Source organism: Nocardia arthritidis NBRC 100137 (genome assembly GCF_001612765.1).
Classification (GTDB): domain Bacteria; phylum Actinomycetota; class Actinomycetes; order Mycobacteriales; family Mycobacteriaceae; genus Nocardia; species Nocardia arthritidis.
The window spans coordinates 16343-30222 of sequence record NZ_BDBB01000004.1 but is presented as its reverse complement, the minus strand read 5'-3'; the positions used below and the strand labels follow the sequence as shown (position 1 = coordinate 30222).

The window sequence follows — 13880 nt, the reverse complement described above, 5'->3', positions numbered from 1 at the left end:
CACGGATGACGATCCAGCGAATCGGCCCCGCCTACCCCACCGACGACTTGCCCACCACCGTGGCACTGCTGACCGCCGTCTTCGGCGCCGGGCCCACCATGATGGACGGCGACCGCTGGGCCCAGTTCGACAGCAACGGCGTCCGGGTCATGCTCGCGGGCACCGACCGCGACGACGACACCCCGTTCCTCGCGATCAAGGTGAACGATCTGGATCTCGCGCTGCGCCGGTTGCGCACCGAAGGTTTCGAGGTAGCGCAACCGGTCACGGGACCGCACGAGCGCCGCGCCGTCGTACGGCCGACACCCGGTTCCGTCTGGCACATCGCGCTCTACGAACCGATCACTCCCCAGCCGTGACGCGCGGACTTCCTCATCCGCTTCGCTCGTTTCGGGCGCTTCCGACCCGGCGTGGCCGGATCGGACGGAACGGTGCGGAATGATTCGGACGGCGGTCGCCGCATGGCGCGGTCGAAGGTGCGGGCCGAGGCAGGCCACGGGTTGGTGACGCGCCCACTGTCGTGCTTATACCAACACGGTCCCATGGCGGGCCACACCGTCTTCGCGACAGCTCGCTCGATCCACTCTTGGTGCGTCCGCATCGCGGACGCGCGGACTTCGATCGTGGCGGCGCCGATCCGGTCGCGCCAGCGCAGGCAACGAATGATGTAGTCGATCTGGCATTCTTTCATCTCCGGGTTACTTCCCGCGGGGTTGAAGCTGTTGGGTCCGGCGATCAGGAAGGCGTTCGGAAACCCCGGAACCGCCACTCCCAGCAGCGCTGTCGCGCCCGAGCGCCATTGGTCGTGCAGGAGGACTCCCCCGCGTCCGCGCACGGTGATCGGAACCAGGAATTCCGGGGCGCGGAAGCCGGTGGCGTAGATGATCACGTCGGCCCGATGGTGCGCGCCGTCGGTGGTGAGCAGTCCGTCGGGGGTGATCCGGGCGATCGGGGCGGTGACCAGCTCGACGTTCTTCCGGGTCAGCGTCGAGTAGTAGTCGCTGTCGAAGATGATGCGCTTACCGCCGAGCGGATAGTCGGGTGTGAGTTTCGCGCGCAGCCGCGGGTCCTGGATCCGGCTGTGCAGATACCGCCGGGCAGCCCATTCGGCGGGACGCGCCGACCAACCCCGGCGCATGATCGGCGCGAGCACGACGTCGGCACCGTAGTACAGGGCGCGGCGGTAGAGATGGTGAGCGCCGGGCAGTCGCAGCACCGTTCGGGCGAGCGGTCCGAAATCGGCCGAGGGTTTGGGCAGTACCCAGTGCGGCGTGCGCTGGAAGACGCGGACGTTGCGGGCGGCTGCGGCCAAGGTCGGCAGCATCTGTGCCGCGCTCGAGCCCGTGCCGATCACCGCCACGTCCACCCCGGTCAGGTTCTGGCCGTGATCCCATCGCGCGGAGTGGAAGGACGGCCCGGCGAAATCCGCCCGTCCGGCGATGTCGGGAATGTTCGGCCGGTGCAACTGTCCGACGGCGAAGATCACCACGCCGGCGAGCACGCGCTGTCCATCGCAGGTGGTCAGTTCCCAGCTGCCCTGGTCTTCCAGATAGGTGGCCTCGCTGATACCGGTGCCCAATCTCAGGTGCGGCGCCAAACCGTGGTCCGCGGTGACCTGGCGCAGGTACTCCAGGATCTCCGCCTGGCGCGGAAACCGGGTGCGCCGACTGCGGTAGGGGGCGAACGAGAACGAATACAAGTGGGACGGCACATCACAGGAGCACCCCGGGTAGGTGTTGTCCCGCCAGACCCCGCCCACATCGCCGCCCCGCTCGAAGATCACGAAATCGGTGATCCCGGCCCGTCGCAACCCGACTCCCATCCCGATGCCGCCGAACCCCGCACCGACGACGGCCACCTCGCAGGTCATCGCGTTTGCCACCCCTCCTCCTTCACAGCGCATAGTCAACATTGAGCTACCTGAACTCTTCGTTGGCTGAAGCGCTGTGGATGGCAAGATCATCGAGCTGTGTGTTCGGTCTCCCAAGGCAGCCAGAAGTGTGCGGCCCCACCGCAAAAGGCTTCGTGACACGACCAGCGGGACGATGCCCGGCGACCCGTCCACAGCCGCTCGACAACCTGCGGCACACAGTTCGTTCCTCGATATGCAACGCCGAACAGCACCCCTTTCGCTATCCAGCGGAAAAGGCGTAGATCCGCATCGTTCCAGGCGGGAGGACAGGTCGGCTTCCCACCGACCCGCGCACGAGGCCCCGGGCCCGGCTACCCACGCCACATCGGAGCGCTCCGTCGCTGAGCGCGTGACCGCGCGGCGGGTTCGTCGGAGCGCTCGGCAACGACGCCGACGGCGGTTCCGCTGTCCACGAACCCAGCGCACCTGGCGCCACGGGGGCGGATTCAGCGCTGACAACGGGTTGAGACCCGGCGGGTGATCACCGCCGCATGACCCAGTACATTCCGCGACCGGACTCCGCGGGCGCAGTCCTTTCCCGTGGCTCGATCCGATCCAGCCGGTAGCCGAGCCGCCGGGCGACCGCGGCACTGCGGATATTGGCCTCGTCGCAATGGATCTCGACACGGTCGACACCGGGCAGGGCCAACGCGATACGGGTCAGGGCGGCCGCGCTCCGCGTGATCACTCCCCGGCCGGAGTGCGCGGTGTGACACCAGTAACCGATCTCGACGGCTCCTGAACCGAGCCGGTCGTGCAGACCGATCGCGCCGAGTACGTTGCCGTCGGCGTCGAAGATGCCGAAGTTGAACCCTCCGGCGGCGCTCGGCCAGCTCGCGTCCGTTTCCCGGCCGAAAGCGCGTTGGCTCTCCAGCGTTGCCGGTTCGGGCAGCCAGTCCATCCAGAGGTGGATCTCGTCGAACGACGCGTTGATCGCCTCGAGCCGCGGCAGCAGATCCTCCGGCTGCCACCGCCGCAACAGCAGTTCTTCCACTTCGATGCGTTGCGGTGGTCCGACGCCCGGTGCGAGTGTGGAGGGCGGTTCGATGTCCATGCCGATCTATGGTGCTCCCGACAGGAATCAGATGCGTTGCTCGGCGTCGTGTCGTCAGCATCCATGATGATCGAGTGCCCTGGCGTTCCCACAGGGAACCGGCCGGCCACAGAGTGACCGGCCGGCGGTACCGCCCGCTTCGACCCGCCCGGCGCGCGCGACGCTAGGACGGCTCTGGAATGCCCGCTTGCCGGAGAGCGCGACGGGCGGCGTTCGCCCCGCACATGCCGTGCGCGCCGGGGCCCGGCGGTGTGGCCGCGGAGCAGAGATAGTGACCCGGCAGGCCGACGTCATAGGGTTGCAGAGTCTTTCGAGGACCGAACAGCAACTGCGGAATGTCTTTCGCCCCGGTCATGATGTTGCCGCCCACGTAGTTGGGGTTGTATTCGGCGAATCCCGCCGCGCTGCGCACGCTGATCCCGGCTACGCGGTCACGGAAACCCGGGGCGAAGCGTTCGATCTGGGCGGTGATCGCCGCTGTCGCGTCGCCGGAATAGCCGTGCGGCACGTGGGCATATGCCCAGATCGGATGGATGTCGCCGACCGACCGTTGCGGATCGGCAAGGTACTGCTGGCCTACCAGAACGAACGGGCGCTCGGGCATGCGTCCGGCGTGGATCTCACGTTCGGTGGCGGCGATCTCGGCGAACGTGCCGCCGAGATGCACCGTTCCCGCCTGTCGAGCCGCCTCCGCCGTCCACGGCACGCCATCGTGCACGGCGAAGTCGACCTTGAACGCGCCCGGTCCGTATCGGAACGCGCGGTAGGACTTCCCGACCCGAGGGGGCAGGCGCTCACCGAGGATGTCCGCGACCGCGGTCGGCGTCAGATCCCACATCGTCAGTGCCGCCGACGGCAGATCGGACACCGACCGCACGTGGACACCCGTTTCGATCTTCCCGCCGAGGTCACTCAGCACCGCGGCCATGGCTTCGGTGATGCGTTGCGATCCACCGGCGGCGACCGCCCAGCCGTAAGCGTGGCCCGCGGTGAGGATGCCCAGGCCGATGCTGGCGCTGAGCGGCCGATGCAGCGGGTGGAAGGCATGCGCGGCGACGCCGCCGAACAGTCCCCTGGCCTGCTCGGTACGGAACAGCCCGGCCAGCAGCGTGGCCGGTGCCAGGGCAGGAATCCCGAAGCGGGCCAGCCGGATCGGATGGCGCGGCAGGCGCAGCAGTGGCCGCATGATGTCGGCGCTCATCCGGTCGTAGCCTGCCACCGGCCGTTCGAACAGCACCCGCCACGCCCGGCCGTCCCCGCCGAGACCGGCGGCGGTCTGGGTGACCGAGCGCAGCAGCACGCCCGCGCTGCCGTCGTCGAGCGGATGAACGCAGTCGATCTCCGGCCATGCCCAGGACAATCCGTAGCGTTCCAGGTCCAGGCCGCGCAGGAAGGGAGAGCCGACCGCCATCGGGTGGATGGCCGAGCAGTGGTCGTGCAGCAGCCCGGGCACGAGCGCCTCGCTGGTGCGGGTGCCGCCCCCGATCTCGTCGGCGGCCTCCAGCACGGTGACGTCCAGTCCGACCCTGGCCAACGTGATGGCCGCGGCCAAGCCGTTGGGGCCGCTGCCGACCACGACTGCGGTGCTCATATATCGCTCTCCTGTCCGTGCGAGGGCCTCAGCCGACCGGCTGCGGCGCGAGGACCCGAGTCGGGTCGTCCGGCGGCATCGGCACCGTGTAATCCGCGCGCCGCCAGGTCACCTCGTGCGGGATCGGGCCGTCGGGCAGCCACGGCTGCGTCTCGGCGGCGTCGCGCACTCGCCAGGTGCCGCGTTCGACGACGCCGAGCGCCGCGTCGATGACCTGATACCGCTGGATACCCCGGTGGATGGGCTGCGACTCCACCCACACCACGATCCACTCGCCCGGCGCGAAGCCGACCCGGGACTGCACGGCCTTGATCAGATCCAGGTTGTGCAGGTGGCCGTCGCCGAAGTTGAAGCCGATCAGCGAATTGCAGCCGAACTCCGCTTCCCGGACGGTCCACCGGTCGATCGCGGGAATGTGCTTGTACAGCAGCGAGAACAGTCCACGCCCTTGGCTGTGCATCGAGCGCCACGCGATGGTCTGCTGCATGGTGATCTCCGCGACCTCGGGCGGGTAGCCCATGGCCTTCAACTGGTCGATCTGATTCAGCGTGGGACGGTGCCCGATGCTGTTGAGCTTCTCCTCCGCGCCGGGCGCGAAGGCCCACAAGGCGGACGCCCAGTTGCCGGCGTACTGGCGCATCGACGGCAGGAACGACACCAGATCCGGCCGCAGATTCCCGAGGATCGGGAAGAACACCAGCGCCGCGACGATCACCACGGCCAGCCACGGGGACGAGATGTCAGCGAGGCCGTACCCGCCGCCGTTGGGGAAGCCCAGAAACAGGAACACGGTCAGGTAGGCGAACAGGACGTTCCACTCCAACGGCACCGCCAGCGGGAACGTCGAGGTGATGAACGCGTGGAAGACCACCATCAGCACCACACCGGCCAGCGTCAGCCGGTGGTCGGTGGAGAACAGCAGCACCAGCGGCGTGACGATCTCGACGGTCGTGCCGCCGACATGGGCCAGGAACGAGGCGAGTTTGGAAGGACGGATGTCCCGGGGGAAGTCACGGTAGTGCAGCCGCTTGACCCACTTGGCGGGCACGCCGGGACTGTTGGAGACCATCGGCGGTACCACGTTGCTGAAGTGCCGCCCGAACTTCGACACACCCGCGCCGATCCATACCGCGCAGATCAGCAGCTTGGCGGCGATGATCATGTCGACGAACGGCAACGCCGCGAAGAACACCAGGGCGGGCAGGTACTGCTCGCCGCGGGCAGCGAGGAAGATCGTCTTGTCCCGCAGGCCGCAAAGCACGTACAGCGCGATCGGAGCGATCAGCAGCGCGGGATTCACCAAGCCGGAGGTGTTCTCGGGCAGCACCGCGCTGAGCGAAGCGCTCGGTACGCCGGGCAGCACGATCGCTGCCAGCAACGTCGCCAGGAACGCCAGGTACAGCAGCACGTCGATCACCGTGCGGGTGTCACCACTGGTGAACGGCACCCGCCGCCACGGCCGCAGGCGGATCGTGCCGGGGCGCGCGTAGAACAGGATGCCTCCGGTCATGGGCTTGAACTTGCCCGCGAGCGGCCCCCACGACCCGGCGATGCCGATCGCTTCGATCAGGACGGTCCACAGCACGAGCTTCTGATAGACGACCGGCTCGTTCCACCATGCCGAGACATCCCAGAACGGCCCGACGCCGGAACTCCAGGTGGCCACGGCGACCCCGCCCAGCACCGAGACCAGCAGCACCTTGAGCAGATAGATCGTATGGATCATCTTCGGCGTGCCGAAGCCGTATTCGGCCCAGTGCAGGGCGAGCGTTCGCATCCGCTCCCGCAACGGTTGGTCGAGGAATGTCGTCACATCGACGGGCGGAAAATCCGCTGTTTTGAATCCCATTGTTCGGCCTTTCTCATCCGATGAATCGAGCGCATACGAGGACCCGGACGATTTCGTTTCGGATCATGGATTTCCGCTCGGCACCGAGCGGAGAATGTCTATGTGGTGGCGATCGTGTCGGCGACGAGCGCGCGGAGTTTGCGTTTGTCGATTTTTCCGACCGGATTCCGAGGTAGTTCCTCGGTGAGTTCGATCGACACCGGTACCTTCGCGCGCGCCAGGGACCTGCGGCAGTGCTCGAGGAGATGTTCGGCACCGACCCGCTCGCCGGGCATCGTCACCACATGGGCGACCGGGACTTCCCCGAGGACCGGATCGGGAGCGCCGACCACGGCGGCCTCCAAGACCGCGGGATGGGCGTGCAGGACGTTTTCGACCTCTTTGGGGTAGATGTTCTCGCCGCCCCGGATGATCATGTCCTTGATCCGGTCGACCAGGATCAGGTATCCGTCCTCGTCGAAGTAGCCGACATCCCCGGTGTGCAGCCAGCCGTCGACCACCGTCCGGGCGGTCGCCTCCGGCCTGCCGAGATAGCCGCGCATCACGTTGGCGCCGCGGATGACCACTTCCCCGCTCGTGCCGGCGGCCACGATCGCTCCTTCGGCGTCCATGATCGCGACGGTCTGCCCCGGCAGCGGCAGCCCCACCGTTCCCGGTTTGCGCGGCCCGCCCGGCGGATTCAGTGTCGAGGCACAGGTGCCTTCCGACAATCCGTAGCCTTCGACGATCGGTACACCGAAACGGGTTTCGAATCGCGCGATCAATTCCGCGGGCATGGGCGCGGCCCCGCAGATCACGCGGCGCAACGACGAGGTGTCCGGCGTCGAGTTCGCCGGCTGTGCGACCAGCATCGCGTAGATGGCGGGTACGGCCGAAAAATACGTGGGCCGAACGCTTTTCACGATGCCGAAGAACGCCGAGGCGGAGAAGCGGCCCGCGATCGTGGCGCGGCCGCCTGCGAGCAGCGGCGACAGGATGCCGACGACGATTCCGTTGACGTGGAACAGCGGCAAGGTCAGCAGGCTGTGGTCGGTGTCGTCCAATGCCAGTGCCTCGACGAGCATCTCGCACATCGCGGCGATGTTGGCGTGGTCGAGAACCACCCCCTTCGGCTGGCCGGTGGTGCCGCTGGTGTAGATGATCAGCGCAGGAGCACCCGGGTCGACGGACGCCGGTTCGGCCACGGTGACCTCGCGGCCCGGGCCGGCCACCTCGGCGACATCGAGCGTTCCCACTCCGCGCCCGCCTTCGGTGACGACCACCTTCGCCCGGCAGTCCTCGATCTGATAGCGCGCCTCCTCGAAAGTGGAATCCGGCTTCACCGGCGTGACCGCGGCGCCGAGCCGCCACGCCGCGAACAGAATGACGACGAATTCGACACGATTAGGCAAGACGAGGGCCACCACATCGCCTTCGCCGACTCCGTTCGCGGACAGCGCAGCGGCGGCCGCGCATACCCGATTCGCGAAAGTCTGATTGTCCAGTTGTTCGCGGTCGTCCGCGACGCAGGGACCGGACGGATTCCATGTCGCCCGGACCTCCGGCATTTCTACGACGTGCTGCACTATTTCCCCAGATGATCAGGTGTGACGGGAATTACATTTCCAAGGTAGGTGCGGTGCCCGCACCCGGCTACGGGCCCGCATCCCAGTGTTTCCGTCCGGCTTTGTACCGGCGGCACAAAAGGATGCGGAATGCGTCGGAACCGCCGCGCGAGTTCCGGTACGGTCCCGGCATGAGCGTTGACGTGGACGAAACCATCCGCGATGTCGCCGGACGCGTCAAAGCCGAGGTCGACCGCCTGACCGCCGAGATGACCGCGATGTTCAGCGAGGTGATCCCGGAATTCCGCCACGACGACGAAGTGCGGCGCCTGATGGTCGCCAGCACCGCGTCCAACCTCACCGCGATCCTCGACATGCTCACGCTGAGCATCTCCCGCGACGACATCACCGTGCCGCCCGCCGCCGCCGAGTACGCCCGGCGCTTCGCCCAGCACGGGATGTCCTTGGAGGCCCTGCTGCGGGCGTACCGCCTCGGCGAGCACATGTTCATGCAGCGGACCATCGCCGCACTTCGGCGCTCCGAAGCCTCGGCCGATCTCGCCCTGGAGACCACCGGCCGGATCGGCATGCTGGTCAACAGTTATATCGACCAGGTCATCGAGGGTGTCATCGATATCTACGAGAGCGAACGCCGGCGCTGGGACGCACGCACGGACAGCACGCGCGCGGCACAGATCCGCGCCGTGCTCGACACCGAGGATCTCGACTTGGCCTCCGCCGAGCAAATGCTCGCCGCGTCGTTGCGGGGATGGCATATGGCCGCCATCGTCTGGGTGCGCGAGCCCGTCGGGTCAGCGATCGACTTGCTGCGCGCGGGAGCCGAGATGCTCACCGCCGCGACCGGGAAGCACCCGCTGACGGTCCTGGTCGACGAGCAGAACTGCTGGGCATGGATATCGTCCGTCGGCAAACCGTCACTCGATGCCGAACGGCTGGAGCGAGACCTGCGCCGGAGGCCGGGTCTTCGCGTCGCGATCGGCGACTCCGGCGCTGGACTGGCCGGCTTCCGCCAGACCTTCCGCGATGCCCAGCGCGCGCGCAACCTCGCGTTGATCGCCGATCCCGCCCGCCCGCTGACCTTGCATTCCCGAGTGGCGCTGGCGAGTTTGCTGATCGACCGGCTGCCCGATACGCGAGCGTGGGTGCACCGGGTGCTCGGTGACCTCATGGGCGACGACGAGACTACCGCGCGGCTTCGCGAGACGGTGCAGACCTATCTGGAAGCCCGCGGCAGCCTCACCGACGCCGCCGCGCGCATGCACGTCCACAAGAACACCGTTCACTACCGGATACGCAAGGCCGAAGAAGTACTCGGCCACCCCCTGACGGTGAACCGGCTGGAGACCGAAGTCGCCCTGATGGTCTCCGAGCAACTCGGCCTCGCCCGTAGGAAGTGAGCCGGGTCCCGCCCGCTCCCCTCGCGAATCATCCAGGGGAGCGCCGAGGCGATACTCGGCGACATATGCGCGCCACGGCGATTCGCCATGGCGTGCGGACCCCCGCGGCCCGATACTGAGTGCAGGTTGGACCGATTCCGAGGTGGAAGATGAATGTAATCGGGGTGGACTCGGACGGGCTCGTCGCGGCCGGTGATACCTGGGGGATCTCCGGGCCGCAGTTCCTGGCCATCTACTTGCCGCTGGTGCTGATCGCGGTGATCGCCGGGATCTGGCTGCGGTCACGGGTCACGGGCGCGGATCCGGACGCCGACGCGATCGCCGCGCCGGGCGCGGAGTTGGCCTCACCCGAGGTGGGGCTGCTGTTCGGCGACCAGAACGCCGCATTGGCGGCGATGGCGCGACTGCGCGCTCTCGACGCGATCGATTCGGGGGCCGCGACCGTCCGCGCCCTCACGGCGCAGGAGCGGGCGCAGCTGGATCCGTTCACCGTGTCGGTGTACGACCGGCTGGCGACGGGTGCGCGCAAGAACGTGGGGGCGATTGTGGGCGGATCGCCCGCCGCCCTCGACGCGCTGCGCGCCAGGATGGTGGACCTCGGCTACTTCCCTGGGCCCGCCGTGCGTCACGGGCTGCGCGACGCGGGTATGCCGCTCCTGGTCACCGGCGCACTCGGTGTGGTGCGAGTCATCGCGGGCGCATCGCACGCAAACCCGGTCGGCGTGCTGGTGGTGCTGGTGATCGCGCAGGCATTCGGTTACTGGCTGGTGGTACGAAAGCCTCGGCTGACCGCGCTCGGTATCCGCGCCAGGGACGCCGCGGCCGAGCGCAACCGGCACCTGGGGCCGAGCTATTCACCGTCCTACGCGACCTATGGCGCCGAGAGCGCGGCGCTCGCGGCCGCCGTTTTCGGTATCGGCGCGCTGATCGCGCTGGATCCCGGCCTTGCCCAGGCAGTCGTGCCGCCCAGCGCGTCCGGCGGCGGTGACGGGGGCGGCGACAGCGGCGGCGGAGACGGGGGCGGCTGCGGAAGCGGGTGTGGCGGGGGCTGCGGCGGTTGCGGTGGATGAGTCCGGACCGCTGCCGCCGGGGGCGCTCGGTATCGGCTGGCGGCCGGAGATCTGCGGGGTCATAGCCACCTTGACGGGGCTCGGGTTCTGCGAGGTCATCGCCGAATCGTTGCCCCGGGACCGCCACCGCGCCGGGCAGCCGGCCGTGCCCGAGGAGCTGGCCGCTCTGCGCGCGCGAGGCGTCGCCGTGGTGCCGCACGGCATTTCGCTGTCGCTCGGTGGCGCCGAACCGGTGGCAGGCCATCGCGTCGAGCACTTGGCGGCCTGCGCGGCGGCCGTCGAGGCTCCGCTGGTGAGTGAGCACGTCGCGTTCGTCCGCGCGGGCGGGCTGGAAGCCGGCCATCTCCTGCCGATACCGCGTACCAGGGAAGCGCTCGACGCACTCACCGGCAATATCGCCCGCACCCGGGCGGCGCTGGAGGTCCCCCTCGCCCTGGAGAACATCGCCGCACTGTTCGACTGGCCCGACGACGAGTACTCCGAAGGGGAATTCCTGGCCGAACTCGTCGACCGTACCGGCGTGTTGCTGCTGCTGGATCTGGCCAATGTCTACGCGAACGCCCGCAACCGGGGTCGCGACCCCCTCACCGAGCTCCTGCGCCTGCCCGCCGAACACGTGGCCTACTGCCACGTCGCGGGCGGTCACGAATCCGGCGGCCGCTACCACGACACGCACACCGATCCGCTGCCCGCCGAAGTTCTCGCGCTGGTCGCGGAATTCACCGCCCGGCATCCGGCGCCGATGATGTTGGAGCGCGACGGCAACTATCCACCCGCCGCCGAGTTGCTCGACGAACTGGACGCCATCGCCGCAGCCGTCGCGCGGCCGCCGGTCACAACCGGCGCCAGAGCGGAACCGGCGTGACTTCCCTGCCGGAGCACCCAACTCTCGCCGAGCGGCAAGCGGCGCTGGTGCGGGCACTGGTGGCGGGGGCGGCGGTACCCGCGGGATTCGATGCGGATGCCGTCGGCGCGGCGGCGGACGCCTTGCTCTACAAGCGCGCCGGTGAGGTGGCGCGTCGTTTCCCGCTGCTGGCGCACGCGTGTGAGGGCGACTTCACCGCACGCTTCACGGCGTGGGCTCGCACGCACCCGAAGACGACGACGTTCGCCGATGCGGCGGCCTTCGCGGCTGCCGCGGGCATCGACTGGAACGCCGGACCCCGACGCCGGGAGAAGACGCGCTGGTGGCACCGGCTCCACGGCTGAGCGGTCGGCGCTTACGACTGGCGCGCTTCGACACGCATCGCGGAGTCGGCGGCGTCGCGACGCTCCTCGAGCCACACGCTGACCGCCACCGTCGCATACGCAGCGACGGTCGCCATCCCCGGCAGCATCAGCATCAGCATGAGAAATGAAAGCATCGAAGACACAAGCCCTCCCGGACAACGCGATGGAATCTGTCGCACCGGTGCGCCGCGCTGCGTCACCGTCACGCCCGGACATACCCACGCTCGGAGGTCCAATCTCGTCGAGACCACCGAGGGGATGTGATAGATCTCACCCGAGAAATGCACCACGCGGCCTACGAGTCGACCGGGATAATACGGCGCCGCCGAAACCGCTCATCCGCGGATCGGCCGGTCCACATCCCGGCGTGGTACACCGGTCACCATGCGGTTGCTCATCATGTCCGATACGCACGTGCCCAGGCGCGCGCGTGATCTGCCGGAGCCGCTCTGGCGCGAGGTCGAGGCGGCCGATGTGATCGTGCACGCGGGCGACTGGGTGGAGGTGGCGCTGCTGGACCGGCTCGAAACGCGCAGCGCACGCCTCATCGGCGTCTACGGCAACAACGACGGGCCGGACTTGCGTGCACGGCTGCCCGAGATCGCGCGTGCCGACGTCGGAGGACTCAGGCTGGCGGTGGCGCACGAGACCGGACCCGCGAAAGGCAGGGAGGAACGCTGCGCCCGGAATTTCCCGGACACCGACGTGCTCGTCTTCGGGCACAGCCACATCCCCTGGGACAGCGTCACCGACACCGGGTTGCGCTTGCTCAATCCCGGTTCGCCGACAGATCGGCGCCGTCAACCGGAGCACACCTATCTCACGGCGCGGATACAGTCCGGCCGCCTGAGCCGGGTGACTCTGCATACCCTCCCGAAGCACTGACTTCCGAACCCGCGACTCGTCCGACGGTCAGACGAAGATCGATCGTAGCCGTCCGGGTCAGTCACCACCGAAACCGTCGCCCCGGTCGCCGGCCAGCGCCAGATGGCGGTCGTCGGTAGAGGAGTCGGTGATGACGGTGGAGATCTTCGGCAGCGCGTAGGGATGGTTGCGGCCGAGCCAGTCGAGCATTTCCTCGCGCACCGCGCAGCGCAGGTTCCACACGTCGTCGGCATTGGCCGCCGACATCGTCGCGCGCACCACGATATTCGTCGGCGTGCTGTCGGTGACCTGCAGACCCCAGTCGCGACGGTCCCAATCCGCGCGCGTGCGCAGATACTCCTGCAGATGCTCGCGCAGCAGCGGCACCGGTGTGCTGTGATCGAGATACAAGTAGACGGTGCCGGTGATCTGCGGGCCGCCACGTGACCAGTTCTCGTACGGCTTGTTGTTGAAGTAGGAGACCGGCATGGTCAGCCTTCGGTCGTCCCAGATCCGCACGGTGAGGAACGCGAGGGTGATCTCCTCGACGATGCCCCACTCCCCCTCCACGACGACGGTGTCGCCGATCTTGACCGAGTCGCCGAAGGCGATCTGCAGACCGGCGATCAGATTGCTCAAGGTCGACTGCGCCGCGACACCGGCGATGATGCCGATCACCCCCGCCGAAGCCAGCAGTGAGGTGCCCAGGGTCCGCAGACTCGGCACCAGCAGCAGGATCGCCACAGCGGCGGTCGTGACCACCAGGACCGAGGTGACGATCCGGCGCACCAGGCCGAGCTGGGTACGCAATTGCCGTACCCGCGTGATGTCCTGGGTACGCCGGGCATAAGAACGCAGCATGTTCTCCGCGACCGCGTCGGCGGCACGGATGACCACCCAGGCCGCCGCCATGATCGCCGCGGAGGCCAGGATGGTCCGGATCATCGTGTCCTGGCGCAGATCGAGGTGCGCCAGCGGATAGGTGGCGTGCAACGCCAGCGTGCCCAGCAACACCTGCACGGGCAGTTGCACCCGGCGCAACAGTGTGGGGAGTTGGGTGTCCGGACGCTTCCCGGCGACGTAACGCAATAATCGGTCGATCAGCAGCCCGGCCGTCACGGTGATCGCCACCGTGCCGAACACCACGACGAGCGGCCGTAGTACTTCCTCCAACAGAGCGAACTCCTTCTCCTCGTCCACTCGATCCCGTTGCGCCGCAAGGTTTTTCTGGCAACGGGATGCGAGGAACGTCGAGCACCTGGTGCTGCTCGGCTCCTGTACACGTGAGTGGAATGCTTTCGTTCCGGCGCTGGCGCAACGGCGTTCGAATCGTCGTCGTTGCTCGCCG

13 protein-coding genes are annotated in these 13880 nt (G+C 68.1%); 6 read left to right on the top strand and 7 right to left on the bottom strand.

Annotated elements, in window-relative coordinates:
• Nucleotides 1-5 precede the first annotated feature (5 nt).
• Nucleotides 6-359, top strand: a complete 354-nt coding sequence (locus NA8_RS03710) for a VOC family protein (RefSeq protein WP_174550035.1) — start codon at nucleotides 6-8, stop codon at nucleotides 357-359.
• Here NA8_RS03710 and NA8_RS03705 read toward each other — a convergent pair.
• The 5 genes from NA8_RS03705 to NA8_RS03685 form a co-directional block, all read right to left on the bottom strand.
• Nucleotides 332-1882: a flavin-containing monooxygenase gene (locus NA8_RS03705; RefSeq protein WP_245663660.1), complete on the bottom strand. Its 1551-nt coding sequence runs from the start codon at nucleotides 1880-1882 to the stop codon at nucleotides 332-334. The two genes, NA8_RS03710 and NA8_RS03705, sit on opposite strands and share 28 nt — an antisense overlap.
• Before the next feature lie 511 nt (nucleotides 1883-2393).
• Nucleotides 2394-2966: a GNAT family N-acetyltransferase gene (locus tag NA8_RS03700; protein ID WP_084466498.1), complete on the bottom strand. Its 573-nt coding sequence runs from the start codon at nucleotides 2964-2966 to the stop codon at nucleotides 2394-2396.
• Between the two features lie 163 nt (nucleotides 2967-3129).
• Nucleotides 3130-4557 carry a phytoene desaturase family protein gene (locus NA8_RS03695; protein WP_063048943.1) on the bottom strand — a complete coding sequence of 476 codons (1428 nt, stop codon included), beginning with the start codon at nucleotides 4555-4557 and terminating at the stop codon, nucleotides 3130-3132.
• Nucleotides 4558-4585: 28 nt separating this feature from the next.
• On the bottom strand, nucleotides 4586-6406 hold the full coding sequence (locus tag NA8_RS03690; protein WP_063048942.1) for a DUF3556 domain-containing protein: 1821 nt from the start codon (nucleotides 6404-6406) through the stop codon (nucleotides 4586-4588).
• Between the two features lie 98 nt (nucleotides 6407-6504).
• On the bottom strand, nucleotides 6505-7953 hold the full coding sequence (locus NA8_RS03685; protein WP_063048941.1) for a class I adenylate-forming enzyme family protein: 1449 nt from the start codon (nucleotides 7951-7953) through the stop codon (nucleotides 6505-6507).
• Between the two features lie 188 nt (nucleotides 7954-8141).
• On the opposite strand from NA8_RS03685, the gene NA8_RS03680 reads away from it, so the two are divergent.
• The 4 genes from NA8_RS03680 to NA8_RS03665 all read left to right on the top strand — a co-directional run bounded on the left by NA8_RS03680 (nucleotide 8142) and on the right by NA8_RS03665 (nucleotide 11647).
• Nucleotides 8142-9368 carry a PucR family transcriptional regulator gene (locus tag NA8_RS03680; protein ID WP_063049003.1) on the top strand — a complete coding sequence of 409 codons (1227 nt, stop codon included), beginning with the start codon at nucleotides 8142-8144 and terminating at the stop codon, nucleotides 9366-9368.
• A 149-nt stretch (nucleotides 9369-9517) separates the two neighbouring features.
• Complete coding sequence (locus tag NA8_RS34610; RefSeq protein ID WP_063048940.1) at nucleotides 9518-10438, top strand: TIGR04222 domain-containing membrane protein; 921 nt, start codon at nucleotides 9518-9520, stop codon at nucleotides 10436-10438.
• Entirely contained in the window at nucleotides 10431-11303 is an 873-nt protein-coding gene (locus NA8_RS03670; RefSeq protein WP_174550034.1) for an MbnB/TglH/ChrH family RiPP precursor modification enzyme, read from the top strand. The genes NA8_RS34610 and NA8_RS03670 overlap by 8 nt, the downstream gene beginning before the upstream one ends.
• On the top strand, nucleotides 11300-11647 hold the full coding sequence (locus NA8_RS03665; RefSeq protein ID WP_174550033.1) for an SCO6045 C-terminal-like domain-containing protein: 348 nt from the start codon (nucleotides 11300-11302) through the stop codon (nucleotides 11645-11647). The genes NA8_RS03670 and NA8_RS03665 overlap by 4 nt, the downstream gene beginning before the upstream one ends.
• 11 nt (nucleotides 11648-11658) lie before the next feature.
• Here the strand turns inward: NA8_RS03665 and NA8_RS35455 are convergent, their stop codons facing one another.
• Nucleotides 11659-11787, bottom strand: a complete 129-nt coding sequence (locus tag NA8_RS35455; protein ID WP_281198944.1) for a hypothetical protein — start codon at nucleotides 11785-11787, stop codon at nucleotides 11659-11661.
• A 265-nt stretch (nucleotides 11788-12052) separates the two neighbouring features.
• Between NA8_RS35455 and NA8_RS03660 the strand changes: the two genes are divergently transcribed.
• Entirely contained in the window at nucleotides 12053-12553 is a 501-nt protein-coding gene (locus tag NA8_RS03660; RefSeq protein WP_063048939.1) for a metallophosphoesterase family protein, read from the top strand.
• Between the two features lie 57 nt (nucleotides 12554-12610).
• Here the strand turns inward: NA8_RS03660 and NA8_RS03655 are convergent, their stop codons facing one another.
• On the bottom strand, nucleotides 12611-13732 hold the full coding sequence (locus NA8_RS03655) for a mechanosensitive ion channel family protein (protein ID WP_245663659.1): 1122 nt from the start codon (nucleotides 13730-13732) through the stop codon (nucleotides 12611-12613).
• Between the last annotated feature and the right edge of the window lie 148 nt (nucleotides 13733-13880).

Coding starts and splice junctions, on each gene's coding strand:
- NA8_RS03710 (WP_174550035.1), top strand. CDS start 6: ATGACGATCCAGCGAATCGGCCCCGCCTACCCCACCGACGACTTGCCC.
- NA8_RS03700 (WP_084466498.1), bottom strand. CDS start 2,966: ATGGACATCGAACCGCCCTCCACACTCGCACCGGGCGTCGGACCACCG.
- NA8_RS03695 (WP_063048943.1), bottom strand. CDS start 4,557: ATGAGCACCGCAGTCGTGGTCGGCAGCGGCCCCAACGGCTTGGCCGCG.
- NA8_RS03690 (WP_063048942.1), bottom strand. CDS start 6,406: ATGGGATTCAAAACAGCGGATTTTCCGCCCGTCGATGTGACGACATTC.
- NA8_RS03685 (WP_063048941.1), bottom strand. CDS start 7,953: ATGCCGGAGGTCCGGGCGACATGGAATCCGTCCGGTCCCTGCGTCGCG.
- NA8_RS03680 (WP_063049003.1), top strand. CDS start 8,142: ATGAGCGTTGACGTGGACGAAACCATCCGCGATGTCGCCGGACGCGTC.
- NA8_RS34610 (WP_063048940.1), top strand. CDS start 9,518: ATGAATGTAATCGGGGTGGACTCGGACGGGCTCGTCGCGGCCGGTGAT.
- NA8_RS35455 (WP_281198944.1), bottom strand. CDS start 11,787: ATGCTGATGCTGATGCTGCCGGGGATGGCGACCGTCGCTGCGTATGCG.
- NA8_RS03660 (WP_063048939.1), top strand. CDS start 12,053: ATGCGGTTGCTCATCATGTCCGATACGCACGTGCCCAGGCGCGCGCGT.